This is a genomic window from Ruegeria sp. YTSA105 (assembly GCF_059610225.1).
Map to the genome: position 1 here is coordinate 17,388 of NZ_JBXWNE010000006.1, position 26,866 is coordinate 44,253.

Annotated in this window: 23 protein-coding genes and 1 pseudogene; 16 read left to right on the plus strand and 8 right to left on the minus strand. The window is 57.7% G+C overall.

Annotated features, from left to right (window positions below; all coding sequences use genetic code 11):
• The first annotated feature begins 84 nt into the window (after positions 1-84).
• The 15 genes from ftsW to AC2FH2_RS09540 all read left to right on the plus strand — a co-directional run bounded on the left by ftsW (position 85) and on the right by AC2FH2_RS09540 (position 16,560).
• The gene (ftsW, locus tag AC2FH2_RS09470; protein ID WP_142635039.1) at positions 85-1,248 is read left to right on the plus strand and encodes a putative lipid II flippase FtsW; all 1,164 of its coding nucleotides are present in this window, start codon (positions 85-87) and stop codon (positions 1,246-1,248) included.
• The gene (locus tag AC2FH2_RS09475; RefSeq protein WP_142635037.1) at positions 1,248-2,345 is read left to right on the plus strand and encodes a UDP-N-acetylglucosamine--N-acetylmuramyl-(pentapeptide) pyrophosphoryl-undecaprenol N-acetylglucosamine transferase; all 1,098 of its coding nucleotides are present in this window, start codon (positions 1,248-1,250) and stop codon (positions 2,343-2,345) included. Before ftsW ends, AC2FH2_RS09475 begins: the two co-directional genes overlap by 1 nt.
• Positions 2,342-3,739 (plus strand): UDP-N-acetylmuramate--L-alanine ligase, encoded by a 1,398-nt coding sequence (gene murC / locus AC2FH2_RS09480; RefSeq protein WP_142635035.1) that lies wholly within the window; start codon positions 2,342-2,344, stop codon positions 3,737-3,739. The genes AC2FH2_RS09475 and murC overlap by 4 nt, the downstream gene beginning before the upstream one ends.
• A gap of 88 nt (positions 3,740-3,827) precedes the next feature.
• The gene (locus tag AC2FH2_RS09485) at positions 3,828-4,076 is read left to right on the plus strand and encodes a DUF2484 family protein (protein WP_142635033.1); all 249 of its coding nucleotides are present in this window, start codon (positions 3,828-3,830) and stop codon (positions 4,074-4,076) included.
• Positions 4,073-4,327, plus strand: a complete 255-nt coding sequence (locus tag AC2FH2_RS09490) for a DUF2484 family protein (protein ID WP_142635031.1) — start codon at positions 4,073-4,075, stop codon at positions 4,325-4,327. Before AC2FH2_RS09485 ends, AC2FH2_RS09490 begins: the two co-directional genes overlap by 4 nt.
• A 45-nt stretch (positions 4,328-4,372) precedes the next feature.
• Positions 4,373-5,299, plus strand: a complete 927-nt coding sequence (gene murB / locus AC2FH2_RS09495) for a UDP-N-acetylmuramate dehydrogenase (RefSeq protein ID WP_496743197.1) — start codon at positions 4,373-4,375, stop codon at positions 5,297-5,299.
• 104 nt (positions 5,300-5,403) lie between these two features.
• Positions 5,404-6,324, plus strand: coding sequence for a D-alanine--D-alanine ligase (locus AC2FH2_RS09500; protein ID WP_496823387.1), 921 nt, complete (start codon positions 5,404-5,406; stop codon positions 6,322-6,324).
• Positions 6,312-7,307: a cell division protein FtsQ/DivIB gene (locus AC2FH2_RS09505; protein ID WP_496823388.1), complete on the plus strand. Its 996-nt coding sequence runs from the start codon at positions 6,312-6,314 to the stop codon at positions 7,305-7,307. The genes AC2FH2_RS09500 and AC2FH2_RS09505 overlap by 13 nt, the downstream gene beginning before the upstream one ends.
• An 8-nt stretch (positions 7,308-7,315) precedes the next feature.
• Complete coding sequence (gene ftsA / locus AC2FH2_RS09510) at positions 7,316-8,650, plus strand: cell division protein FtsA (RefSeq protein WP_496696066.1); 1,335 nt, start codon at positions 7,316-7,318, stop codon at positions 8,648-8,650.
• A complete protein-coding gene (locus AC2FH2_RS09515; RefSeq protein ID WP_271950279.1) occupies positions 8,637-9,050 on the plus strand; it encodes a hypothetical protein in 414 nt (137 codons plus the stop codon). The genes ftsA and AC2FH2_RS09515 overlap by 14 nt, the downstream gene beginning before the upstream one ends.
• Positions 9,051-9,398: 348 nt before the next feature.
• On the plus strand, positions 9,399-11,006 hold the full coding sequence (ftsZ, locus tag AC2FH2_RS09520) for a cell division protein FtsZ (RefSeq protein ID WP_271950278.1): 1,608 nt from the start codon (positions 9,399-9,401) through the stop codon (positions 11,004-11,006).
• Positions 11,007-11,218: 212 nt separating this feature from the next.
• Complete coding sequence (gene lpxC / locus AC2FH2_RS09525; protein WP_185956629.1) at positions 11,219-12,139, plus strand: UDP-3-O-acyl-N-acetylglucosamine deacetylase; 921 nt, start codon at positions 11,219-11,221, stop codon at positions 12,137-12,139.
• Between the two features lie 126 nt (positions 12,140-12,265).
• Positions 12,266-13,108, plus strand: coding sequence for an outer membrane protein assembly factor BamD (locus tag AC2FH2_RS09530; protein ID WP_142635022.1), 843 nt, complete (start codon positions 12,266-12,268; stop codon positions 13,106-13,108).
• 35 nt (positions 13,109-13,143) lie between these two features.
• Positions 13,144-14,793, plus strand: coding sequence for a DNA repair protein RecN (recN, locus tag AC2FH2_RS09535; RefSeq protein ID WP_496823389.1), 1,650 nt, complete (start codon positions 13,144-13,146; stop codon positions 14,791-14,793).
• Between the two features lie 81 nt (positions 14,794-14,874).
• A complete protein-coding gene (locus AC2FH2_RS09540) occupies positions 14,875-16,560 on the plus strand; it encodes a chloride channel protein (RefSeq protein ID WP_281972772.1) in 1,686 nt (561 codons plus the stop codon).
• Between the two features lie 524 nt (positions 16,561-17,084).
• Here AC2FH2_RS09540 and AC2FH2_RS09545 read toward each other — a convergent pair.
• From AC2FH2_RS09545 to AC2FH2_RS09580, 8 genes and pseudogenes are all read right to left on the minus strand, one after another.
• Positions 17,085-17,972 carry a branched-chain amino acid ABC transporter permease gene (locus AC2FH2_RS09545; protein WP_142635016.1) on the minus strand — a complete coding sequence of 296 codons (888 nt, stop codon included), beginning with the start codon at positions 17,970-17,972 and terminating at the stop codon, positions 17,085-17,087.
• Between the two features lie 3 nt (positions 17,973-17,975).
• Positions 17,976-18,689 carry an ABC transporter ATP-binding protein gene (locus tag AC2FH2_RS09550; protein WP_142635014.1) on the minus strand — a complete coding sequence of 238 codons (714 nt, stop codon included), beginning with the start codon at positions 18,687-18,689 and terminating at the stop codon, positions 17,976-17,978.
• Between the two features lie 12 nt (positions 18,690-18,701).
• Positions 18,702-19,853: an ABC transporter substrate-binding protein gene (locus AC2FH2_RS09555; RefSeq protein ID WP_142635012.1), complete on the minus strand. Its 1,152-nt coding sequence runs from the start codon at positions 19,851-19,853 to the stop codon at positions 18,702-18,704.
• Positions 19,850-21,730: a branched-chain amino acid ABC transporter ATP-binding protein/permease gene (locus AC2FH2_RS09560; protein WP_496677580.1), complete on the minus strand. Its 1,881-nt coding sequence runs from the start codon at positions 21,728-21,730 to the stop codon at positions 19,850-19,852. The genes AC2FH2_RS09555 and AC2FH2_RS09560 overlap by 4 nt, the downstream gene beginning before the upstream one ends.
• Positions 21,727-22,497 (minus strand): N-formylglutamate amidohydrolase, encoded by a 771-nt coding sequence (locus tag AC2FH2_RS09565; RefSeq protein WP_185956628.1) that lies wholly within the window; start codon positions 22,495-22,497, stop codon positions 21,727-21,729. The genes AC2FH2_RS09560 and AC2FH2_RS09565 overlap by 4 nt, the downstream gene beginning before the upstream one ends.
• Positions 22,494-23,263: pseudogene (locus AC2FH2_RS09570) on the minus strand (Rossmann-fold NAD(P)-binding domain-containing protein). Before AC2FH2_RS09570 ends, AC2FH2_RS09565 begins: the two are co-directional and overlap by 4 nt.
• The gene (locus AC2FH2_RS09575) at positions 23,263-24,567 is read right to left on the minus strand and encodes a glutamine synthetase family protein (RefSeq protein WP_496708784.1); all 1,305 of its coding nucleotides are present in this window, start codon (positions 24,565-24,567) and stop codon (positions 23,263-23,265) included. Before AC2FH2_RS09575 ends, AC2FH2_RS09570 begins: the two are co-directional and overlap by 1 nt.
• Positions 24,564-25,412, minus strand: a complete 849-nt coding sequence (locus AC2FH2_RS09580; RefSeq protein WP_496690886.1) for a MurR/RpiR family transcriptional regulator — start codon at positions 25,410-25,412, stop codon at positions 24,564-24,566. Before AC2FH2_RS09580 ends, AC2FH2_RS09575 begins: the two co-directional genes overlap by 4 nt.
• Before the next feature lie 145 nt (positions 25,413-25,557).
• On the opposite strand from AC2FH2_RS09580, the gene AC2FH2_RS09585 reads away from it, so the two are divergent.
• Positions 25,558-26,199, plus strand: a complete 642-nt coding sequence (locus tag AC2FH2_RS09585) for a cysteine hydrolase family protein (RefSeq protein ID WP_496701675.1) — start codon at positions 25,558-25,560, stop codon at positions 26,197-26,199.
• The last annotated feature ends 667 nt before the right edge of the window (positions 26,200-26,866 follow it).

A 26,866-nucleotide genomic window follows, 5' to 3' on the forward strand; every position in this document is an offset into this window, starting at 1 on the left:
CTAGCCCAAACACTAAAACCCCTGTAGACTCGCTCGTAGACCCCGAAAACGGGGCGTTGACGAGGCAGATAGTGGCGGTATCTCATGACTGAGATGGTGTATGGCGCGGTTCAGGACCAGCGCGGAGAACCGATTCTACCAAAGTGGTGGCGGACGATTGATCGTTGGACGATGTCCTGCGTACTGATCCTGTTTGTCATCGGGCTGTTGCTGGGGCTGGCCTCATCGCCGCCGCTGGCTGGTCGCAACGGGTTCGACCCGTTCCATTACGTCGAACGCCAGGCGCTGTTCGGCGGATTGGCGCTTGTTGCGATGCTGCTGACCTCGATGATGTCGCCCACACTGGTTCGACGTCTGGCGGTGTTGGGGTTTCTTGCTGCTTTTGTCGCGCTGGTCTTCCTTCCCGTCTTTGGCACAGATTTTGGCAAAGGCGCGGTGCGCTGGTATTCGCTTGGCTTTGCCTCGCTGCAGCCGTCTGAATTTCTGAAACCCGGGTTTATCGTTGTGGCGGCCTGGTTGCTGGCCGCGTCACAACAGATCAACGGCCCGCCCGGTCGGCTATGGTCTTTTGCGCTGTGCATGGCGATTGTCGCCATGTTGGTTATGCAGCCCGATTTTGGTCAGGCCTGCCTGATCCTGTTTGGCTGGGGCGTGATGTATTTCGTTGCCGGTGCGCCGATGTTGTTGCTGGTTGGTATGGCGGGGTTTGTCGTGCTTGGCGGTATGTTCGCCTATTCCAACTCGGAACATTTCGCCCGACGTATTGACGGATTTCTGAACCAAGAGGTCGATCCGACCACCCAGCTGGGCTATGCCACCAATGCGATCCGCGAGGGCGGGCTTTTCGGTGTCGGCGTGGGTGAAGGGCAGGTTAAATGGTCGCTGCCCGATGCCCATACGGATTTCATCATCGCTGTCGCGGCCGAGGAATATGGCCTGATCCTGGTGCTGATCATCATCGCGCTGTATTCCCTGATCGTCGTGCGGTCATTGCTGCGGCTGATGCGCGAGCGCGACATGTTCATCCGTCTTGCGGGTACCGGTCTGGCCTGCATGTTCGGGGTTCAGGCGATGATCAATATGGGCGTCGCCGTGCGCCTTTTGCCTGCCAAAGGCATGACTTTGCCGTTCGTCAGCTATGGTGGGTCCTCGCTGATTGCAGGTGGTATTGCAATCGGCATGCTTCTGGCGTTTACCCGCACCCGCCCTCAGGGCGAACTTGGTGATATTCTACGCGGACGAGGCTGATGGGCAAACCCTACCTTCTGATTGCGGCTGGCGGGACCGGGGGCCACATGTTCCCGGCTCAGGCGCTAGCCGAGGCGATGCTGCACAGGGGCTGGCGTGTGCGCTTGTCCACCGATACGCGCGGCGCACGATATACGGGTGGCTTTCCGCATTCGACTGAAATTGTCGAGGCGTCCTCGGCAACCTTCGCTCGTGGCGGACTGCCCGCCAAACTGATGGTCGGTCCCAAGATCGCAGGTGGTGTCGCCGGTATGGCGTTTCAGATGCTGCGCGACCGACCGGACGTCGTGGTCGGCTTTGGCGGTTACCCCTCGATCCCAGCGCTGGGCGCTGCGACGATGTTGAAGATCCCGCGCATGATCCATGAGCAGAACGGCGTTTTGGGCCGCGTGAATCAGCTGTTTGCGACCCGCGTGGCGCAGGTGGCTTGTGGTGTCTGGCCGACTGATCTGCCGGACGGTGCAAAGGGCATACATACCGGCAACCCGGTTCGGGCCGCCGTGCTGGACCGGGCTGCGGCGGGCTATATCCCACCGGGCGATTACCCGATGTCGATCCTGGTGATGGGTGGCTCGCAAGGTGCGCGCATCCTTAGTCAGATTGTGCCCGAAGCGATTGCCGCGCTGCCTGATGAGATGCGCCGACATATTCGTGTCGCGCATCAGGCCCGCGACGAAGACGGCGCCCGTGTTTCCGCGTTTTATGACGACCACGGTATCCGTGCCGAAGTGAAACCGTTCTTTCAGGATGTGCCCCGTCGCATGTCTGATGCGCAGCTGGTGATATCACGCTCAGGCGCGTCAAGTGTGGCGGATATATCCGTCATCGGGCGGCCCTCGATCCTGATCCCGTATGCCGCCGCAGCGGGCGATCATCAGACCGCCAATGCACGCGGGCTGGTTCAGGCCGGAGGGGCAATCATGATCCCCGAGAACCTGCTTGACGTTCCTTCGCTGACACAGCAAATCACCGCAGTTCTGACAAACCCCGAAGCCGCGCAAAAGATGGCCCATGCCGCCTTATCGACCGGCGCACCGGACGCGACCGAGCGCTTGGTCGCCCAGGTCGAACAGTTGGCGCAGAAGGAGACCGCATGACCCCAGCAACCAAACTGCCGCAGGATGTCGGGCCGATCCATTTCGTGGGTATCGGCGGGATCGGGATGTCGGGCATTGCCGAGGTGCTTTTAAATCTGGGCTATCGGGTTCAAGGCTCGGACCTGAAGGCGTCGAAGATCACCGACCGTTTGGCGGGTCTGGGGGCCGAGATCTTTGTCGGTCAAAGTGCTGAAAACCTTGAGAACGCCGCCGTGGTTGTGGTGTCGACCGCGATCAAACCGGGCAACCCGGAGCTGGACGGCGCCCGTGCGCGCGGCCTGCCAGTGGTGCGCCGGGCCGATATGCTGGCCGAGCTGATGCGCCTGAAATCCAACATCGCCATTGCCGGAACCCATGGCAAAACCACCACCACCACGATGATGGCGGAACTGATGGTGGCGGGGGAGTTTGACCCGACCGTGATCAATGGCGGCATCATTCACGCTTATGGCTCGAACGCGCGGATGGGGCAGGGCGAATGGATGGTGGTCGAGGCGGACGAATCCGACGGCTCGTTCAACCGTCTGCCTGCGACCATTGCCATTGTCACCAATATCGACCCCGAGCACATGGAGCATTGGGGCGATTTCGACCAGCTGCGCGACGGGTTCTACGAATTTGTCTCGAACCTGCCGTTTTACGGGCTTGCCGTCTGCTGCACCGACCACGCCGAAGTGCAAACACTGGTGGGTCGCATCACAGACCGGCGCGTGCGGACTTATGGTTTCAACGCGCAGGCGGATGTGCGGGCCGAGAACCTGACCTATAAGGGCGGCGTCGCACATTTCGACATTCACCTGCAATACGAAGACAAGAGGATCGAGGGTTGCACCCTGCCGATGCCCGGCGACCACAACGTCTCGAACGCATTGTCGGCCGTCGCTGTTGCCCGCCATCTGGGCATGAAAGCCGCCGAAATCCGCGAAGCGTTGGCTCATTTCGGTGGCGTCAATCGTCGCTTTACCAAAGTGGGTGAGGTCGATGGCGTCACGATCATCGACGATTACGGTCACCACCCGGTTGAAATCGCAGCGGTTCTGAAAGCCGCACGCCAGGCCACCGAAGGCCGAGTGATAGCGGTCCATCAACCCCACAGGTATTCGCGTTTGTCTAATCTGTTCGATGATTTCTGTACCTGTTTCAATGACGCCGACGTTGTTGCCATCGCCGATATTTTCGCTGCCGGAGAGGACCCGATCGAAGGGGCGTCCCGCGATGACCTGGTTCAGGGGCTCATCCGGCATGGGCATCGACATGCCCGCGCTTTGATGGACGAATCCGATCTTGAACGCCTGGTTCGTGAACAGGCCCGCCCCGGAGACATGGTTGTCTGCCTTGGTGCCGGTACGATCAGCGCCTGGGCCAATGGCCTGCCTTCGCGCTTGCAGAAATAACAGGCGATGTGACGTAATGGACTCTTTTGTGGTGCAACCCTAAAGAGTGATCGTGCAACCGCAGAAAAAGCGGTCTCGGAGGCAAGATTTGGCGTATTCGGTATTATTTGCAGGGTTGTGGGTCATAGCATCGACTATCGTGGCCATGCTACCGATGCGCCTGCAATTTCCACCGGGGATTGTGTTGGTTATCGTTGCGCCGGCGCTGATTGTCTGGCTGGGTTACGATTTCGGCTGGTTCTTTTCGGTCCTGGGCTTTGCGGCTTTTGCATCCATGTTCCGAAACCCAATTCGCCACTATTGGCAACGTTGGACAGGCCGAGGGGACGACGAATGAATTGGTCCATTGCCCTTGCCGCCCTGTGGGGAGTTGTTGCGAATGTCCTGGCGATGATCCCCAGCAAGGATAATCACTGGACCCGCGCCTATTTCTTGATTGCTGCGGGTATTCCTATCGTTGGCTATGTCACGCTGCAGAACGGTCCGTGGATCGGGTTGATTGTTCTGGTTGCTGGGATCTCGGTACTGCGTTGGCCCGTGATTTATCTGGGCCGGTGGTTGCGTCGGATCCTGGGTGCCGCGCAATAGCGGATACAGCTTGCTTTGGCGGTTCGAATCCGCGAATTAGCGGCCATGACTTCTGTTCCCTCGCCACGCGGCAAGCTCACCCAGAACCGCCCGCTGAATGATCTGACCTGGTTGCGGGTCGGAGGACCGGCGGATTACCTCTTTCAACCCGCCGACCAGGAAGACCTGCAGCAGTTTCTGCGCGACTTGCCTGACGATATCACGGTTTTCCCGATGGGCGTCGGCTCAAACCTGATCGTCCGGGACGGTGGGCTGCGCGCCGTAGTGATCCGGTTGGGCCGGGGATTTAATGGCATCTCGATTGAGGGCAACATTGTCACCGCAGGCGCGGCAGCGCTGGATGCGCATGTGGCGCGCAAGGCAGCTGATGCGGGCGTGGACCTGACGTTTTTGCGAACCATTCCGGGGTCGATTGGCGGCGCTGTGCGGATGAATGCGGGATGTTATGGCAGCTATACGGCGGATGTTCTGTGCAAGGCGACGATCATTACGCGGCAAGGGCAGGTCGTCGATCTGACGCCCGAAGAACTGAATTTTCGCTATCGTCAGTCGGATCTGCCTGAGGGTGCGGTGCTGATCTCGGCCACGTTCGAAGGCCCCCTAGATGATCCTGATGAACTGCATGCCCGCATGGACTCGCAGTTGAAAAAGCGGGATGAGACCCAGCCGACCAAAGATCGCAGCGCGGGCTCGACCTTCCGCAATCCGGCCGGGTTTTCCTCGACGGGCCGCGCAGATGATGTGCATGACCTCAAGGCCTGGAAGGTGATCGACGACGCGGGAATGCGGGGCGTGATGCGGGGCGGAGCGCAGATGAGCCCCAAGCATCCCAATTTTCTGATCAACACCGGCTCTGCCACCGCTGCCGACCTCGAAGGGTTGGGCGAAGATGTGCGAAAAAAGGTTTACGAAACAAGCGGCATCACGCTAGAGTGGGAAATCATGCGGGTCGGTGATCCGCTGACAGATTAAAGCTCCGACCGTCAGACCCAAAACAGGCAAAATAGGGCGACGGATCAAAGGCATAAAGCAGGACGGACCACCACATAAGGTCCGCAGGATTTGAGGCGCACGACGTGGGTAGTTCGAGCAGGACAAACCCCAAAGTGGCGGTATTGATGGGTGGACCCTCGGCGGAACGTGAGGTGTCTCTCAGCTCTGGGCGCGAATGCGCAGCCGCCCTAAGGGGAGAAGGCTTTGAAGTGGTCGAACTGGACGCAGGTCCGGACCTCTGTGCGCGCCTTTTGGATATCAAGCCGGATGTGGTCTTCAACGCTCTGCATGGTCGCTGGGGCGAGGATGGCTGCGTGCAGGGTCTGCTGGAGTGGTTGCGTATTCCCTATACCCATTCGGGTGTGCTGGCTTCGGCGTTGGCCATGGACAAGCAGCGCAGCAAAGCAGCGTTCCGTATCGCGGGTCTGCCAGTCGCCGAAAGTGTGATCGAGGCCAAATCCGAAGTTGCCGCGCGTCACACGATGGAACCGCCCTATGTGGTCAAGCCCAACAACGAGGGTTCCAGCGTCGGCATTTATCTGGTGCATGAGGGCGCCAACACTCCACCGAATCTGGCAGACGACATGCCCGAGCTGGTAATGGTCGAGCAATATGTGGCTGGCCGTGAATTGACCGTCACCGTCATGGGCGACCGCGCCCTGACCGTGACCGAGATCATGACCGACGGCTGGTACGATTATGATGCCAAGTATAAGCCGGGCGGGTCGTGGCATGTACTGCCTGCTGAAATCCCGCAGGACATTTTTGACCTTTGTATGGGCTTTGCCAAACAGGCGCATGATCTGTTGGGGTGCAAAGGCGTCAGCCGCACAGATTTTCGGTGGGATGACAGCAAGGGCGCAGAGGGCTTGTTCCTGCTGGAAACCAACACCCAGCCAGGAATGACGCCTACGTCACTGGCTCCGGAACAGGGCGCGCACTGCGGGATAACCTTTGGCCAGTTTTGCGCATGGATGGTGGAGGACGCATCATGCGACCGCTGACAGCCACCCGTGCGCCGGTTATCCACCGGTCAAAGCCACTTGCTGGTCCGGATGCCGATTTCGCTTCGGGGGACCGCAACAATGTAGAACCCAAGTTCCGCCTGCGGCGGCTTTGGGGGCGTAAGTCATCGGCGTTTGATCCGGCGCCGTCTCGCCTAAGCTATCGGTTACAGCGCTGGATGTTGACGCCTGGTGTTCGCCGTGGCCTGAAATACGGGCTGCCGGTCTTCGCTGTGTGTGCTGCGCTTGGCGGGTATTTCAGCTCTCAGGACCGGCGCGAAGCGATTGTGGCTCATGTCCATGATGTGAAAATCTCGATCCAGCAGCGACCAGAATTCATGGTCAACCTGATGGCGATTGATGGGGCGGGAACCAACCTTTCGGAAGACATTCGTGAAGTGGTGCCGCTGGACTTCCCAATCAGTTCCTGGGACCTGGATGTCGAACAGATGCGCGAAACGATCACAGGATTGGATCCGGTTAAATCAGCCTCTGTGCGCATCCGTCCAGGAGGTATCCTGCAGGTGGATGTTGTCGAACGGCAGCCCGCCATTGTCTGGCGTACCCGCCGAGGGGTCGAATTGCTGGATGAAACTGGCGCGCATGTTGAAATCATCGCATCGCGGCAGGATCACTCCAATCTGCCACTGATCGCGGGTGAGGGCGCGGATTCCTATGTACCCGAAGCGCTTCAACTGACGGCCACAGCCAGCAGTCTTGGCAATCGGGTGCGCGGTCTGGTGCGAATTGGCGAACGTCGCTGGGATCTGGTTCTGGATCGCGGTCAGCGCATCATGTTGCCGACAGAACGGCCAGTGCGCGCATTGGAACGCGTGTTGGCCGTGAACGAGGTTCAGGATCTTCTGGAACGCGATGTGGCCGTAGTGGATATGCGCCTGGGTCAGCGACCGACAATCCGAATGACCAAAGCCGCCAGCGAAGACTGGTGGAATACAAAAGTAAATGTGAGTAGTGGGCAGTAACGACAATGATGACCGATCTTTATCAGTCCCAACGGGCCATGCGGCAAATGCGCAGGCAGGCGATGCAACGCGGCGTTGTCGCTATTCTGGATGTCGGGAGCTCAAAGATTTCCTGCCTTGTGCTGCGGTTCGACGGCGCCGGGCGTTTGCACGAGGACAGTGGCATCGGGTCTCTGGCCGGACAATCCGGGTTTCGGGTGATCGGTGCCGCGACCACGCGATCGCGTGGGGTTCAGTTTGGCGAAGTCACTGCGATGCAGGAGACCGAGCGCGCCATTCGCACCGCGCTTCAGGCCGCGCAGAAAATGGCAGATATCCGGGTCGACCATGTGATCGCCTGTTTCTCGGGGGCAAACCCGCGGTCCTATGGTTTGGATGCCCAGGTGGATCTGGAAGGCCAGCTTGTCACCGAGGCCGAAGTCGGCCGGGTTCTGAATGCCTGTGACGTGCCCGACTATGGTGCGGGCCGCGAAGTCCTACATGCTCAGCCGGTGAATTTTGCGCTGGATAACCGATCGGGCCTGATTGACCCAAGGGGTCAGATGGGGCAATCGCTGGCCGTCGATATGCACATGCTGACCGTGGACGCGGTCTCGATCCAAAACATCGTGCGCTGTATTAAACGCTGTGATCTGGAATTGGCCGGTATCGCGAATTCGGCCTATGTCTCGGGCATCTCGGCGCTGGTTGAGGATGAACAGGAACTGGGTGCGGCCTGTATCGACATGGGCGGTGGCACCACCAGCGTGTCAATCTTCATGAAGAAACACATGATCTATGCCGATTGCGTGCGCATGGGTGGGGATCACGTGACCAGTGACATCTCGATGGGGCTGGGCGTTCCGGCCTCTGTGGCCGAGCGGATCAAGACCTTCAATGGCGGCGTTCACGCGACCGGCGCGGATGATCGTGACCTGATCGACATCGGAGGGGATACCGGTGATTGGGAACATGACCGTCGTACGGTCAGCCGGGCCGAGCTGATCGGCATCATGCGCCCGCGTGTCGAAGAAATTCTGGAAGAAGTGCGTGTCCGGCTGGATGCTGCCGGGTTTGAGCATATGCCCAGCCAGCAGATCGTGCTGACCGGTGGCGGCAGTCAGATTATGGGGCTCGACGGGTTGGCCTCTCGTATTCTGGGGCAACGTGTTCGCCTTGGTCGCCCGCTGCGGGTCCATGGGTTGCCGCAATCGGCCACGGGGCCGGGGTTCTCTTCGGTTGTGGGGCTAAGCCTGTTTGCAGCCAACCCACAGGATGAATGGTGGGATTTTGAAATCCCCGTAGACACCTATTCCGCACGCCCGTTCAAGCGCGCTGTGCGGTGGTTCCGTGACAACTGGTAAGGCCGCGATCGCGGCGCTGGTCATGGCTGTGCCGTCAGCGATAGAGGCTCAGACCCGTATCACACCCGAAGCCTTCCTGGGGGCCGTTCAAGGAAAGACCGTAAAGTTTCACGTCTATGACAGCGGTATGCTGGTCGGCACCGAAGAGTTCCTGAGCCCGACTCTCTCGGTCTGGCGTATGGAGGGCAAGGGTTGTGTGTACGGGAAAATTACAACTCCTAATGGGCAGATTTGCTTTCTGTACGACGATGACGAGGATGGTCTGCCAGTTTGCTGGTGGCCGTTTTTGTATGAAGACCAGTTGATGGTGCGAATGGTCGGTTTCTCCAGGACAGAAATTCAAGAGGTCAGGGACATTTCTGAGAAAGGTCTTAACTGCCCAAGTGCCCCAATTAGCTAAAGAAATATCTTGCAGGGGCTGTCAAAATCCCGCAAGATATCCACAGGGCCCGTCAGAGGCCTTGCGAGAGGGCTTGAGCAGTTTTCCGCAGACAGAATGTGAATAAATTGCAAGTGACGCGCCCGTCAGCAGTGGCGCGAGCGTCGCATGTTTTGTGGTGCTTTGAGATAATTCCGCAACATCTGGCAATCTCTGCCAAATACTGTTTCCAGGTGCCTTATTTTCTCCATATTTTGTGGATTTTCGCGATTTTTGGCGTGACGTTTGCCGTTTGGATCGGTAGGATTGTTAGTGGATAGGTAAGAAAAACACCGCGTTGGCGGGTTATATAAACAGGCGGACAGAAGCATGACATTGAATCTTTCGATGCCCGGGCACGACGAGCTGAAGCCTCGGATTACAGTTTTTGGCGTTGGCGGAGCGGGCGGTAACGCCGTCAACAACATGATTGAAAAACAGTTGGACGGTGTCGATTTTGTCGTTGCCAACACCGATGCCCAGGCGCTGCAGCAAAGCCAGTCTTCGTCACGAGTTCAACTGGGCGTGAAAGTCACCGAAGGTCTGGGTGCGGGCGCGCGTCCGACGGTGGGTGCGGCAGCGGCCGAAGAAAGCATCGAGCAGATTGTAGACCATCTGGCAGGCGCGCATATGTGCTTCATCACGGCCGGTATGGGTGGTGGCACCGGCACGGGTGCCGCACCGATCATCGCGCAGGCAGCGCGTGAATTGGGTGTTTTGACCGTCGGTGTTGTGACCAAGCCTTTCCAGTTCGAAGGCGCCAAGCGGATGCGTCAGGCCGAAGACGGTGTTGAAGCCTTGCAGCGCGTAGTCGACACGCTGATCATCATTCCAAACCAGAACCTGTTCCGTCTGGCCAACGAAAAGACCACGTTTACCGAGGCGTTTTCGATGGCGGATGACGTTCTGTATCAGGGTGTCAAAGGCGTGACCGACCTGATGGTGCGTCCGGGCCTGATCAACCTCGACTTCGCGGATGTTCGCGCCGTTATGGACGAGATGGGCAAGGCGATGATGGGCACGGGCGAAGCCACCGGCGAAGATCGCGCCGTACAGGCCGCCGAGAAGGCCATCGCCAACCCGCTGTTGGACGAAATCAGCCTCAAGGGCGCCAAGGGCGTTCTGATCAACATCACTGGCAGCCACGACCTGACCCTGTTCGAACTGGACGAAGCCGCAAACCGTATCCGTGAGGAAGTGGACCCAGAGGCGAATATCATCGTCGGCTCCACGCTGGATACCGCAATGGAAGGCGGCATGCGCGTTTCGGTTGTGGCAACAGGTATCGACGCCAGCGAAAAGCAGGATGATGTGCCTGTCGCGCGTCGTTCGATGTCGGCACCGCTGACCCGTTCGGTTTCTGCAGAGGAAGCGGCCCTGGAAGAAATGTCAGTGGCGGCAAGCGCCGAACCTGAACCTCAGCCCGAACCAACGCGTGAACCTTCGCTGTTTGAAACAACTGAAGAGCCGATGGAACCGCAGTTCCAACCGCGCGCAGAACAGGATGATGACGGCCTGCCACCCCCGGCCTATCAGCCGCGCGTGGCCGAATTCGAGCCGACTCCCGAGCCAGTCGAATACGCCCCAGAAAGCTTTGTCGCACCTCAGCCGCAAGCACCCGCAGGATCGCCGTCACCTGAAGCGCTGAGGCGCTTGCAGGCAGCCGTCCAGAATGTACCTCCGGCTGAAAGAGGTCATCCTGCGCCTCGACCGCAGGAGGTCTCCGATAATCATGGGGATGCCGACCGCCCGCGATTTGGTTTTAACCGCCTGATTGATCGCATGACCGGCCACGCAGCCGATACTCCGGCGCAGCAACCGGCCCGCCAGCAGCCGGTATTGCGCCAATCTGACGCTACGGCACCTGCACATGTCGAGGACGACCCGGAGCAGGATCGGATCGAAATACCGGCCTTCCTTCGCCGTCAAGCCAACTGATCGCGGTAACAATATACTAAAGAGGGGCTGCCATTTGGCGGCCCTTTATTATTTTAAAACAGTGCATTATCCCTATGTGAGCAGGGTTTTGCCGACCTGTCACATTCATGTTTCATTCGGTTGCAAAGAGTGAGTTGAGCCTTTTGACCTGCTTCCTTAGTTGAATGCCAACACGGCCATCACAGGTCGGACGCCACTCACCGAGGTCACACTTGCAACATACGCTCAAATCTCCGATCACGTTTACAGGCCTAGGGCTGCACAGCGGTAAGCCTGCGACGATGATCCTGAAGCCGGCTGCTGCTGGCCACGGCATCTGGTTCAAACGGACGGATATCGAGCTGGGCAATGCGTTGATCCCTGCAATCTACGATGTGGTCGATCGTACCCCGCTTTGTACCCGACTGGTCAATGAAGCGGGCGTTACGGTTTCCACCGTCGAGCATATCATGGCAGCTTTGGCTGGATGCGGTGTCCACAATGCGCTAATCGAGATTGATGGCCCCGAGGTGCCGATCATGGACGGGTCTTCGATTGAATTCGTTCGTGGCATCATGTTGAAAGGCGTGCGTCGTCAGGCAAGCCCGGTCCTGGCCTATGAGGTTCTTAAACCTGTGACCGCAACCCGTGAGGGTGCCAGTGCTTCGATTGCGCCTGCGGACGGTTTGATTATCGATTTTCATATCGATTTTGAAGACAGCGCCATTGGTCGTCAGACTAAGACGCTGGATATGTGCAATGGCTCTTTTGCACGCGAGCTTAGTGATTGCCGGACATTTTGCCGTCGTACCGACGTCGAAGCGATGCGCGAGAACGGCTTGGCTCTTGGCGGCACGCTTGAAAATGCTGTGGTCGTTCAGGGCGACGAAGTTCTGACCCCGGGTGGCCTTCGCCACGCAGACGAGGCAGTGCGTCACAAGATGCTAGATGCTCTGGGTGACTTGTATTTGGCGGGTGGACCGATTCTGGGTCATTTCACCGGCGACAAGTCTGGTCATGCGATGACAAACACGCTGCTGCGCAAGCTGTTTGAAACGCCCGGTGCTGTGCGTCCGATCCTGTGTACCCCCGAACAGGCCGCGCGTCTGCCCGGGCAGGGTCTGGTCTGGGACGAAATCCCCGAAGTCGCCTGATTGGTTCCACTCTGCTGACAAATCCGCCAAAGGGCCTACTAAGGCGTTTTGCACTGGAATTTTATGTGCTAGACCAAGGCCCAAACCGGGGTATTCCCATTAAGCAAGACGACAAGGATTGGCGGAATGATAGGCACCAAAGCGGCGGTCAGATTCGCAGGGGCGGTACTTCTGACAGCAGTTTTGACAGCGTGCAACAGCGGGGGCGCTGACCGCAATCAGAACCTAGAAGGGTTCACCCCCGAACAGATTTTCACGCGTGGGGAATTTGAGCTGTCAGAGAATCGTTCCGACGATGCTGCGTGGTACTTCTCTGAGGTTGAACGTCTTTACCCTTACTCTGACTGGGCAAAGCGCGCGCTGATCATGCAGGCGTTTTCGTACCACGCAGATGAGAATTACGAAGAAAGCCGTGCAGCAGCACAGCGCTATATAGATTTCTACCCAACTGACGAAGATGCGGCCTATGCCCAATATCTGTTGGCACTCAGCTATTATGACCAGATTGACGAGGTGGGCCGCGATCAGGGCCTGACGTTCCAGGCGCTTCAGTCATTGCGCACGGTGATCGAGGTCTATCCGGACAGCGAATATGCCACCTCCGCCGTGTTGAAATTCGATCTGGCCTTTGACCATCTGGCTGGCAAAGAAATGGAGATCGGACGTTATTATCTGCGTCAGGATCACTATACTGCCGCGATCAACCGGTTCCGCGTTGTGGTAGAGGATTTTCAGACAACTTCGCATACCGCCGAAGCGCTCTATCGCCTGATCGAGGCCTATCTCTCGTTGGGTCTGGTGGATGAGGCGCAATCGGCCGGTGCAATTCTGGGTTACAACTACCAATCCTCGGAATGGTATGACGCTGGCTATAAGCTGCTGACCTCTCGCGGGCTGAAACTCAAAAGCCGCGGCAACAACTGGCTCAGCACGATTTATCGCCAGACCGTCAAAGGTCAGTGGTTGTAATCGCCATGGCTAAAGGCGTGGGACGCTGAGACCCGATGCTGCGCGCCCTTGATATCCGCGATATGCTGATCATCGACCGGTTGGAACTGACGTTCCAGCCGGGATTGAACGCGTTGACCGGCGAGACCGGCGCGGGCAAGTCGATCCTACTGGATTCGCTTGGGTTCGTTCTGGGCTGGCGCGGGCGGGCAGAGCTGGTGCGTCAGGGGGCCGCTCAGGGTGAAGTTATGGCCGAGTTCGAGCTGCACGAAAACCACCCCGCACATGCGATTTTGGCCGAAGCCGGATTGCCCGGAGGTGAAGAGCTGATCCTGCGCCGCGTGAACACAGCCGAGGGTCGGAAAACCGCATGGGTCAATGACCGGCGTTGCTCGGGCGAGGTGCTGCGGGCCTTGTCGGAAACCCTGGTGGAACTGCATGGCCAGCACGATGATCGCGGCCTGCTGAACCCGCGGGGCCACCGCGCGATGCTGGATGATTTTGCCGGGGCAGGGGGGCAACTGGCCACTGTGCGCTCTGCATGGTCCGAGATGTCGCGCGCGCGCAAGCTTTTGTCTGAGGTCGAATCTGCCTTGGCTGCCATACGGGCAGAGGAAGAATTTCTGCGCCATGCGGTCACTGAGCTTGATAAGCTTGATCCGCAGCCCGGCGAGGATGCCGAACTGGATGCAAGGCGCCGCATGATGCAGGGGGCAGAGCGGATTCGCGATGACGTCGCCCGTGCCTATGACTTGCTTGGCAGTGATGGGGCCGAGGGCGCGATGTCTGATGCTCTGCGCTGGTTGGAAGGCGTGTCCGATAATGCGGGCGGGCAGTTGGAAGAGCCTGTTGCCGCACTGGGGCGTGCACTGGTCGAATTGGGCGAGGCGCAAGATGGCGTTAATGCCAGTCTTCAGGTGCTGGACTTCAATCCGGCTGAACTGGAGGCAGTCGAGGAACGGCTTTTCGCCATTCGTGCGTTGGCCCGAAAGCATGACGTTGCCCCGGACGACTTGGGCGGGTTCGCGGAGACTTTGCGTGAGCGGCTGAACCGTTTGGATGCTGGTGACGCTGATCTGGCCGACAGGCGCGTTGCGGTTGAGACTGCGCAGGCAGTTTATCACAAGGCTGCGGAGGCACTCAGCAGCCTGCGCCAACGGGCAGCGGGTGAACTTGACACCGCTGTGATGGCCGAGCTTGCACCGCTGAAAATGGAACGCGCTGTGTTCCAGACCGAGATCACCCCGTCCGATCCCGGCCCCGAAGGTGCGGATGCTGTGGCGTTCACCGTTGCCACCAACCCCGGTGCACCGTCTGGACCGTTAAACAAAATCGCCTCGGGCGGTGAACTGAGCCGCTTCTTGCTGGCGCTCAAGGTCTGTCTGACCGGCGATGACAGCGCGCGCACGATGATCTTTGATGAGATCGACAGGGGTGTTGGCGGCGCGACCGCGGATGCTGTTGGCAGGCGTCTGGCTGCGCTCGCGCAGGGGGGGCAGGTGTTGGTTGTGACGCATTCGCCGCAGGTCGCCGCCCGTGCCGCCTATCACTGGCGTGTTCAGAAACATGTGACCGACGGGCAAACCCTGTCGACCGTGGTTCCATTGGCCCAAGCCGACCGGGTGGACGAAATTGCCAGGATGGTCGCCGGTGACACGATCACGGACGAAGCGCGTGCCGCTGCCCGTGCTCTTCTGGACGCATAGGCCCTCACAGACGCGCGATCCGGCTTTTATCCGTGCCCTCCGTGGCTTAGTAAGGGGTGTATCCTGATCCCCCGAGGGCAAATGACCCAGTCAACCCGCACCGTTCTGCGCAACCAGCTCAATCAGGCTCTGGCCGCGATGAAGGACGCGTGGCGGGTGATGCGCAGGCGCGGGCCCAGCCAAATTCAGTTCTGGTTCATCGCGCTGGCGATTGGGATTGCCGCAGGCTTTATGGCATTGGGATTTCGTAAGGCAATTCAGGCATTGCAGGCCTATGTCTACGACACCGGGGATATCTCGTTACTGCACAGCCATGTGGAAAAGCTGCCGTGGTTCCTGATCCTGATCACACCGATCATCGGCGGTCTTATCGTTGGCATCATCCTGCACCGGTATACCGATGACGGGCGCGTGCGTTCAGTTGCCGATGTAATCGAAGGCGCTGCCCTCACCGATGGTCGGGTCGAAGGCAAGGCGGGTATCGCGTCTTTTTTCTCCTCGCTGATTACGCTGAGCACAGGTGGATCTACGGGTCGAGAAGGGCCGGTTGTGCATATGGCAGGCGTGATCTCGACCTGGGTCAGTAATCGTATCCATGCCGACGGAATTACCGGGCGTGATTTGCTGGGATGTGCGGTGGCGGCGGCAGTTTCGGCCAGTTTCAACTCACCCATTGCCGGTGCTTTGTTCGCGCTTGAGGTGGTGCTGCGCCATTTCGCGGTGCATGCTTTTGCGCCCATCGTTATCGCTTCGGTCGCCGGGACGGTGATTAACCGGCTGGAATACGGCGACGTGACCGAATTCACGCTGGATACGCCCGGATCCCTGCAATTCTATGTCGAGCTGCCCGCGTTTCTGATCCTTGGGTTGATCTGCGGGTTGGTGGCCTTGCTTCTGATGCGGTCGATCTTCTTTGCAGAAGATATTGGCAATCACATTCAAAGCCGGCTTTCCTTGCCCGGATGGCTGCGCCCCGCTGTGTCGGGCGCCATGCTGGGCCTTATCGCGATCTGGTTCCCTCACATCATTGGCGTTGGATACGAAACCACGATCCGGGCTCTGGCCGGAGATCTGGTTCTGACAACTGCCATTCTGTTCGCAATCATCAAAACTGTGGCTGTTGCGATCACGATGGGGGGACGTATGGGTGGCGGTGTGTTTTCACCCTCTCTGATGATAGGTGCGTTAACCGGGTTGGCATTCGGGTTGATTGCAACGGGTTTGCTGCCCGATGTATCGGGTACCCATACCCTCTACGCATTTGCCGGGATGGGCGCGGTGGCCGCTGCCGTGCTTGGTGCCCCGATTTCGACCACGATGATTGTCTTTGAACTGACCGGAGATTGGCAGATCGGTCTGGCGGTGATGGTGTCGGTTTCAATGTCCACGGCGCTGGCTTCGCGCCTCGTGGATCGATCCTTCTTCCTGACCCAACTGGAACGGCGCAATGTGCATCTGGCCGCGGGGCCACAGGCCTATCTTCTGGCGATGTTGCGCGCAGGCGCAGTGATGCGACCGCTTGGCGATGCACGTTCAATCACCCGGGAAGAAGCACAGGTTTTGATTGATCAGGGTCTTTTTGTTCAAGCAAGCGCTACGCTTGAGGCGGCGATGCCGTTCTTCGACCGAGACGAAATCCTCTGCATACCGGTGGTGGTGAGCGGTGATGACGGAGCTGAGACGCCAGTCGGTACGCTCTACCATATTGATGCGCTAAAGGCCTATAACCGCGCGTTGGCAGCCACGGCTGCGGAAGAACATTCATAACAGAGGCCCCTGTAACATTGGTCATTGTCCATCTTGTTCCTTGATACAGGCGAGGCATTGAAGCGATACGATCTTTGGATCTGCACTTGCCGGGCGTGGCCAGTCGAAATCCAGAGGCTCATGTGTTCGATCAGACAAGCTGTGCAGAACTGAGCTTTCTAGCTGAAAAACATTAGGCCTTGGAGCGCTGGTGAAGGACTAACTTTACCTCACTGACGCTCTGGAATTTGTGGAACGACGCGCAACTTTGAGCCGCCGACAGCTTCCCAGAATCTTTTCGAGCCAGCGGGTCATGCAATATTGGCGGTAACATCGAGAAATTCTGATCTATTGCGGACTTTTGTCGGTATTTGGTCAAAGAACGGCAGAGCGGCGCAGCCCAATTCAGCGCCGGCTGCGCCAATGTCTGATTTTGGAAGTTAGATTCAATTTCCGCAGAATCCGGTTTGCACACTCTTTGTCTGTCATCGCGCTCTGAGGGCAACAATCCGAGCTAGTGATGAACTTTGCGCCAACACCGCACCTTACGATCTGTTGGCATTCGCAGCTGGAAGGAGGCCATCCGGGCGCAACAGCAGCAGCAAGATGACTGAGGCCAGAACCATTGCATCCCGGTATGGGGCCAGACTGTCTGGCAGGAAAGCCTGTAGCAGAACCTCCAGCCCGCCGACGATGAACCCACCAAGGACAGCGCCGCCCAAGCTGCCCAAACCCCCAAGTACGGTCGCAATGAAGGCCTTGAGAACGGGGAAAAATCCCATCAGTGGATCCACTGACCCGCGTTGTGCCGTCCAGATGACAGCGGCAATACCCGCAAGTAGCCCTGACAGGGCAAAAGCCACAGCAACGACCCGGTTGGCCTTGATACCCAGCAGTTTGAGCATCTCGATATCTTCGGCAGCGGCGCGCATGGCCATGCCAATCGTTGTGCGCCGCAACACGAATGTCAGGCCTGCAAGGGCTGAAAATGTTACGATGATTGATACGGTCGGGATAATGCCAAATGTCGTCTGGCCGATATGATACGTGCCAGACCATGACGCTGGAAAAGAGATCGGGACGGGTCTGGCGGAAATTCCGTTCTGGAACAGAACTTTGAGGATCTCGGATACCGCGAAAGATGTGATCAAAAGTGCAACGACATCCGCGCCGCGCATGGCGCGAAACGCTGTACGCTCCATTGCCATGGCCATGAACACAGAAGCGCCAAGCCCGACAACAAGAGCGGCGATCGGCGGCAGGCCAAAGCTCATGGCCAGAAAGATGCCATAGCCCCCAAAAGTCATGATTTCGCCATGCGCGAAATTGATCAACCGCACAATAGAGAACACAATCGCCAGCCCCAGGGCCAGCATCGCATAAATTCCCCCAAGGCTAAGCGCGTTGATCATTTGTTGAAGAAGAACTTCCATCGCTCAAGCCGCCAGATATGCGGATTGCAAGACCGCGTCATTTGCTAGTTCCGATGGTGCACCGGCAGCGGCAACAGCGCCATTCGCCAGCACCACGGCATGATCGGCAATGTCCAGGGCAAGAGCCGCGTTTTGCTCGACCAGAAGCACTGAAATACCGTCGGCTTTCAATTCTTCTACGATGTCGAAAATCTGATCCACGACCTGCGGCGCAAGACCAAGCGACGGTTCGTCCAGCAACAGCAAGCGCGGTCCGCTCATCAAGGCACGTCCCACCGCCAGCATCTGTTGTTCGCCCCCCGACAAAAGCCCCGCCATCTGACGGCGGCGTTCGCCCAGGATCGGGAAACGCTCTTTCATCTCGGCCAAACGTTTGGCGCTGAGCTTCTCGTCGCCCAGAATTGATCCGGCCAGCAAAAGATTTTCTTCGACCGTCAGCTGCGCAAACACGCGGCGTCCTTCCGGTGAGATGGCCACACCCGCCCGCACAATGGCGTCGGGTTTGGCCCCTGTCATATCCTTGCCAAAAAGGGAAACAGCGCCCGATACCACGGGCAAAGCACCTGCGATGGCCATGACCGTCGTTGTCTTGCCTGCGCCATTGGCCCCTAAAAGCGCCGTTATGCCGCCTTTGGGGACGATCAGGTCAATGCCCTGAACCGCGCGGATTGGGCCATAGCGGACGTGCAAGCCTTGGATATCGAGTGCTGTTTCCATTGGGTTCAGACCTTACGGCTGTGGCAGGATTGCGGGATCAGCTGAGGTGCGCAGGACAAACTCTTTTTCGCCTGCATCGGTAATCCGCGCGACCACAACATCACGCAGAGGCATCCGGTCGGTCCCCGCGAAAGTGAAGTTGGACATGATACCCTCACCATTCTCAATGCCGGCCATTGCGGCAGTCACGGCAGCAGGGTCTGTCGTGCCAGCCGCTGCGACAGCATCCTCGATCATATGCGCAATATCGCAGCCATTGACGTAGTAATTGTTGTCAGGCGTGATCCCCTTTGCAGCAGAGAACCGAGCGATGAAATCGGCATAGGCAGAGCCTTCGTCTGGGAAGCCACCAGATGTATGCGCTACGCCTGTGACGACATCACCAAGGCCGCGTACGGTTGGTGAATCGAGTACGTCACCTCCCATCACCTGGGTATCAACCCCGGCACCGCGCAGCGCACGGATGAAGGCCGGGAAATCAGGCTCCCAAGCCCATGTGACGATCACATCCGGGGTGGTATCCGCATTCTTGATGGTCGTCACGATGGCAGAAAAGTCCGGCTGGTTCAGCGAATAGTTGCTTTCCCCGACAACGGCACCACCAAGCGATGTGAAGGCCTCGCCAAAGTACTCGGGCCCACCCAATGTGTAGGCACTGTCTGGGGATTTCACGAGCCAGACACGTTCGAACCCTTGCTCGCGTGCGTGGCCTGCCAGTACGGCGGCCTGTTGGTTGTCCGCAGGGTAACTGCCAAAGACATGTTCACCGACTTGCGTCAGAACCGGGGCTGTTCCGGCAAAGGTCATTGTTGGGATGCTGTCAGCCGCTGTGATCTGGGCCGCGGCGATTGTCGGATCGGCATCGGCTGACGCCACGATGAACTGCGCGCCGTCATCGATCATTTCCTGTACGACTTTAACGCCTTCGGCGATGTCAGACCGGGTGTCGCGCACGATCAGCTCAACCGGTGTTGTGCCGTTCAGGCCCCCCTTGGCGTTCATTTCGTCAATGCAGAACTGGAACCCGGCATAGGCGGGTCCATCATAGGGGGCCAGATAGCCCGATTGCGCGGACATTACGCCGATTTTATAACTCTCAGCCATCGCTGTTCCAGCCAGGCCGGTGATAACTGCTGTTGAAAGAAGAAGGGCATTACGTATCATTTTATTGCTACCTCTGTTGGTTGACTTCGGTTGGTTTCGCTAATTTCTGCTTTTTGGGCTGTGCGCCCTTTGCCGATGTAAGCCTCGATGACTTTGGGATTTGCGCGCACGTCTTCAGGCGTGCCTTGCGCGATGACGCCACCTTGGTGCATCACCACGATCCAGTCCGACAGGCGGTTCACGAACCTCAGGTCATGATCGATCAGAAGGACACCGATGCCGCGTGTTTTGCCGACCTTAATCAGCCGATCAGCCAGGTCATCTGTTTCGCCGGGATTCATGCCAGCGGCCGGTTCATCCAGTAAAAGAATCTTCGGGTCTTGTGCCAAAGCGCGGGCGATTTCCAGGCGCTTGCGGGCACCATATGGCAGGCTGTCGGCGCGATACCCGGCGACTTCCCCAAGATCAAAGGCATCCAGTTCACGCAGGGTGATAGCCGCGGCAGTCTTGCGGTCGTGACCTGCGGCCAAAGCGGCAACAAGAACATTTTCGTAGGCTGTCAGACCGCTGAACAGGCGCAAGTTCTGGAAGCTACGCGAGACACCAAAGCCTGGCACTTTGTGATGCGAGACACGGGTCAGATCAACCTCGCCCATATGCGCAGAACCGGTGTCCGCCTGATAGGCGCGTGTCAGCAAGTTAACAAGCGTGGACTTGCCAGCACCGTTGGGGCCAATCAGGCCAGTGATGCGCCCAGTCGGAGCTTCGAAACTGACGTCTCTTACGGCTTTGACGCCTGCGAAACTTTTTGACAGGTTTGATGCTTTCAGCGTGGCTGGGACGACGGACTCGGGGGTGCGCGCAGGAGTTACTCGGGGCTTCAGGCGCCCGAGCAGATTTGCATCGGCGCCAGGGCCAAGTTCAAAGCCTCCGACCAGACCCTGAGGTCGCGCCCAGATCACCAGCAGGATGGCAAGCCCCAGGACAATCGTCGTCAGGCCAAAGACCTCGGGCAAGGTGACGCCAAGCACAGTTGAGCCGCCTTCGAACTGGCGCACAGTGTCCTGCAGCAGCGTCACCGCGATCACCCCGACCACTGCGCCGCCAACCGATGACATTCCACCGACAATCATCATGACCACCTGCGCAAAGACGAGCCCAAGGTAGAAGGATGCGGGTGAAAATGCCCCCAGCATATGCCCATAAAGTGCACCCGCGACTGTCGCCATGGTACCAGAGGCACACCAAGCGATGAATCTTGTGCGTCGGGCATTGATGCCAAGTGCTGTTGCGGCATCCTCATCGTCACGGGCCGCGCGGGAAAACAGACCCAAACGGCTTTCGCGATACCAACGGGCCAGCAGGATTGCACCCGTGGCCGCGCCGAGGGCCAGAACCAGGTCTGTCACCCTTGGCACACCGTAAAACGTCTGGCTGCCGCGTGTGATCTCGCGTGCGGCGATGGCCACGCCATGGGCGATGATCAGCAGGCCAAGCGTGGCAATCGTGGCAGACGCACCCACAAGCCGAGCGATGGCGCTTCCGGTTAGGGCTGCAAAGGCAAGTCCCGCAAGGGCGACCACCGGCAGCGACACCCAGATCGTTACTTCATGGCCTGCCAGAAATGACGGAAGATCCGGCAGGGCAGAACGTTGAAGAGCAGCAGGCATGGTGAGAATGCCTGACAGATAAGCGCCTAGCGCCAAAAACGCGCCATGCCCGAAAGACACAATGCCCGTGTTGCCGCAATAAACCGCAAGGGCCACTACAGCGACCACATTGACACACATCTGTACAGCAATCCGCTCGCCAGTGCGTCCAAAAATCAACGTCAGCCCAAGCACCACAGCCAGCAGCACAGCAACCGCCGCCGCCGTCCGGAGCAAGTTGGACGCCCGCAAGCGTCCGGGATGTGTATGAAGGGGGACGATGCTCATGAGGGAATGTCCCCTACTGCTGTAAGGATTGCGTCTGCCAGCAGATCCGCCCACAGCCCGACTTGCGATTGTTCGCGGATTTGATCGTTTCGAATTTCAATCAGGCAATGCACGAGCTCACGGGGTTCTGCATGCGCTGGAATAAACCAATCGCCCTCAGTTTCGATCTGATAGGGCTTGTTCAACGCAAAGGCCATGTCAGGGCGGCGCTGCGCGATATGTGCCATCAATGCTTTGGCAGCACCGCCTGTTCCGCGGCTTAAAAAGCCTGCCTGCCAAGGCCGGTCCTTGCCATCGAGATGCGGTGTAAAGGAATGGATCGAAAACGCGGCACGACGCGGACGGTTGGCAAAGAGCCGATTCAACTCTGCATCCATAGGTCGAAAGATTTCATCGACACGCATGGCCCGGCTCAATTCGGTGATCGCGCTGTTCCCCGGCACCTCAACCTGGTCGCTGATCGCAGGGACCGCCAAGGGGCTGTCAGGGGGACGGTTACAGTCAAATACCAGCCGTGAGTAATTTTGGACGACGAGAGGCGCGTTCAACTGTTCAGCCAACTGGCGCGCTACATCCTGAGCACCAATGTCCCAGCCGCGGTGGCTTTCAATGACGTCGCGGGAGACTCCCAAATCTCCAAGCATCTCGGGGACTGCATTGCCTGCATGCTCACACAGCAGCACGATCTCCGACGTGCTATCTGCATTAACGACGTCAATCGGCGCAGGATCGTTCGGCCCCAATAAGGTATGAGTACACAAATTCATGCAGCTTGGACCGCACGGTGTGTGCATCGTCTTATCATACCGAGCAGATCCTTGGGGTCGTGCGGGTCGGCAAACAGATCCAGCATTTCGCTTGGGGCGCCGTCAGTCGCTTTTTGGTGCAGCCAGCGCGTGGCCGAGAAATCCTCGACCACAAAGCCAACACCATCAAAAACCGTGATCTGATCTTCGGAGGTTCGTCCCTTTTTAGAACCGGTTAGAACCTGCCACAGTTCGTTGACCGCGTGATCCGGGTCGAGTTGCTGGATATCGCCCTTGATGCGCGTCTGTTTTGGGTACTCTACAGAAATGTCATTGCGCATCAGAATATCCCGTTGCCGATACTCGCAGCGGTTTTAGCTGATTTGGGGGCCAGTATACGCGTCACCATCGCCGATGTTGCCACCGTGCGAAGCGCCGTCAGAAGGGTCATTTCAGAAAAGGGCTGTGGATAGCCGGTATCAACAGAGGCCAGCACACCAACGGCGGTTAGGGTTTGCAGGCCGACCTTGGTGTTCGATCGGTGCCCGTTCGCGGACTTGAAGGTGTGATCCACACCATCAGAGGTTGGCATCAGTTCAATCACACCCGCCTTAGAATGGGACGCCACGCGCGGTGTCTTGTCAAATACCGGCCAGCGTTTGAAATCGGCTTCGATCATATTGGCCAATTCTGCAAGGCAGTCCCGTAGGCCATGCTTATGGACCAGGGCCCGCATGTTTTCGACGCTGACAAATGGAACCAATGCTCTGTCAGAGGGCGCGCTCATCAGTATGTTCCTTCATACGCGGCGCATTTCTGTGCTGTGTCCATGCCTTTTACCGCGTCGATTTCTGCAGCCTTATGGGCGGCGTAGACGCTCGCGAAATCTGGACCAAACCAACCGGTGACTGTCGTATCCGCCTGAAACGCCTCGAGGGCGGCCTCAAGCGTTTCGGGCAGGCGCACAAATCCACGCGCCGTGAGATCGTCCGCTGACAGAAGCGACAGGTCTTCCTCGGTCGGCGCAGGCGCTTTCAGCCCATCTTCGATCCCCTGAACACCAGCATGTACAACAGCGGCCAAAGCCAGGTAAGGCGACGCCGCTGCATCCGCCGCTCGGTATTCAATGTTGAATTGTCTGGCGATTGAAGCGGGGTCCTTTGCCGTCACAGGGCAGACCCTCAACGAGGCCTCGCGGTCTCGGAACCCGAGATTGTTATACGCAGCCGACCACCGGTGCGGAGTAAGGCGTTCGTATGACACGACAGACGGTGCCGTCAGCGCTAAAATGTTAGGCAGGTATTTTAGCACGCCAGCAGCGAACCCATCAGTAAGTCTGGACATCCCGCAGGGGCCGCTTGCATCAAATGTGACCGGCTCGCCGGCATCGTCGACAAAGCTCATGTGGATATGAACGCCATTGCCGACGCTCGCCACATCGCGGATTGGCGTAAAGGTTGCGGCCTCACCCAGATGACGCGCTGCCGAGCGAGTAAGCTCGCGCAGGATTACCGCCTCATCTGCCGAGCGCACACCCTTGGCAGGGCCGATAACGACCTCGTATTGATTGGGGCCAAATTCCTTCATGATACTGTCTGGTTCAAGCCCGTTTTCGGCGAGTGTCGCCATCAGCACTTCGCAAAGCTTCCGCTGAATCTCGAACCCTTCGCGTCCGTATCCCTGATTTTCCACCGCCGGTGGGCTTTTCAGTTGAAACTCGTGCTCGAACGCCGAGATCAGATGAATGCCCGCCACATCATGCAGGCGCTTCAGCGCGGATTTGAGGATAGCGCGCGTACAAAAGGCCCAAGGATCCCCGTCAAGCGTGACGACATCGCCCATCAGGAAATGCTCGGTCACATCTCCAAATGTCGCCCGGGCCTCTGCGTTTGCATCGGGAATCAAAAGCAAATCACCTAGCGCGCCGAACGGGCTGTCAGCGATTATGTCGAAACAGGTGATCTGCACATTGGTAGGGGTCCAGCCGACCCCCCGCACCAGCCGTTTTTCCAACTGATCAGCGGGAAAGGCTTTGCCGCGCACCTTTCCGGCAACATCGGATATGGCAGCAAAAATTAGCGGCAGGGTCATTTTTCATTTTCCTCTTGAGTAAAGCGCAAAGCATCCCAGGCCTTGATACGGTCTCGGGTCTGATCCCAGTTGTCCTCGGCGATCCGCGTCACGATGGCCTCGGTCACCGAGAGAGCCGCTGAGTAAGTATCCCACAAGGTGCCGCTATCAATTGGCACCGGCATGACCTCATGGGCGTGTTTGGCAATCGGTGAAATCCATTTGTCCGTCATCAGGATCACACGGGCATTCCGATCGCGTGAGGCAACAAGCGACAGCTGCTCCAGCGCCGGTTGGTAGCGGCGAAAATCAACAGCATAAAGGATATCCCCGGGCCGCATCCGCAACAGATATTCTGGCCAGCCTTCAGGCGTATCAGGCAGATGAAACACATCCTTGCGGATCTGACGCAGGTGGAACGAAAGATGCTTGGCGATCGTATCGCTGATCCGGCCACCCAGCACGTAAACGCTGCGTTTCGGGTCGGTCAGAAGGGTGCAGATCTGGTTAAACTGATCTTCGGTGATCGCATCAGCCGCCATGGCCATCTGGCTGGCCGATTTGGAAATAAAGTCCTTCAGATATCCCCCATGAACGGGCCGTTCCGCCTGGTGGAGTTGAACCGGCGAGCGGTGCCCTTCTTTCAATTCCGCGATAAGATCACGTTGGAAATCCTGATATCCATCAAGTCCAATCTTGGTAACAAACCGTGAGATTGAAGGCGGTGACACCTCGGCGTGTTTTGCCAGCTCCTGGATCGAGGAAAGGCCAGCAAATGGGTAATCCGACAGGATAGCTGCAGCAAGTTTGCGCTCTCCGCTGGTTAGCATATCGGCTGCGTTTTCGATGCGGTCTCTGATCAACATGCGCTATATGGTGGTGGAAAAATATTTTCTGTCAATCTAAATTGAATTGACTTTGGAATTTTATTTTCTTTTAGTATGGACGTCATGATCGCCCTCATTCATAAAATTAGACCTCTTGGGCAAACATTTGAAAGCAGAGACAGACATGGAATTGACCCGCGATCTTCCACTAGAACATGACCAATCGGGATTGCTGTTTATTGACGTGCAGAACTTTGCAGCCCACAGGGATGGTGCCGAATTCGAAGGGCTGACAAATGCCGAGTTTGACGCAAAGTTTGGCTGGTTTTTTGAGCAGCTAAAATCCCGTATCGTACCTAATATGCAAGCCTTGCAAAAGGGATTTCGCGCGGCGGGAATCGAGGTTCTTTACACAACGATTGAAAGTCTGACCAAAGACGGGCGCGACAGATCTCTGGATTACAAAATCACGGGCTTCAACGTGCCCAAAGGATCCTGGGACGGCAAGGTGATCGACGAACTGGCACCAGCCGATGATGAGATCGTGTTTCCAAAATCTTCGTCCTCAGTCTTTGTCTCGACCCACATAGATTACGTGTTGCGCAATCTCGGCATAAAGCAATTGGTGCTGGCAGGGATCGTGACCGATCAATGCGTCGAAAGCGCAATTCGCGATGCCTGTGATCTGGGCTATCTGGTCACCCAAGTAACGGATGCCTGCATGACCTACACGCAAGAGCGTCACGACAATTCCCTGCAAACGATCAAAGGCTACTGCCGTCAGGTGACGACAGCCGAATTGCTTGACGAAATCGGTCGTGGCTAGGTCGGTGAGGCGCCCAGCCGATCCGTTTGACGGCGCGTCTCAGGCGTTACCCACACCCGTTTTCTCGCTAAATTCCGATTTTTCCCTGCGCGTCAGTCCAACCTGTCATCATCCAAAAAATCGCTCAGAAATATTTGGCGAGGCACACTCAAAACAGCATGTGAGATCAGAGACAAACCCACACTTTTCGGTAAAACGTCCAAGCATTATCTGCCCTCACCACATGTTTTCCTTGATGCAGCGAATGCCAGTTTCAGAGTGACATAGTAAAAAGGCTACATAAGTGGTCACGGATTTGCCGATACACAAAGTAAATGCCAGGTTGAAACCTTTTTTTTGATCGGTACCGGGGCCTTGGGAACAGCGGTAGGGCCACGAGCGTTGTAATTGCGGCTCCAAGTGGTTACATAGGAAACACTAAAGTTCTGGTTTTCTGCAGCCCAGGCGTATCGCCTGCTAGAGTGAACTAAGTTCTTCCATCATGAAAATTCAGCTGTCACGTCCTCTACTTGGATTTGATGTTTGGGAAAGTTGCCGATGTTATCGCGCACGACCACATCGCTTGTGATGTTAGTTGATCCGTTTGTGGTGATCAGACGCACCGATGGCTTGCCAATAAACCACAACGCAACCGTTGATCAAATGAGCTTCCGATAGGCAAGAACTG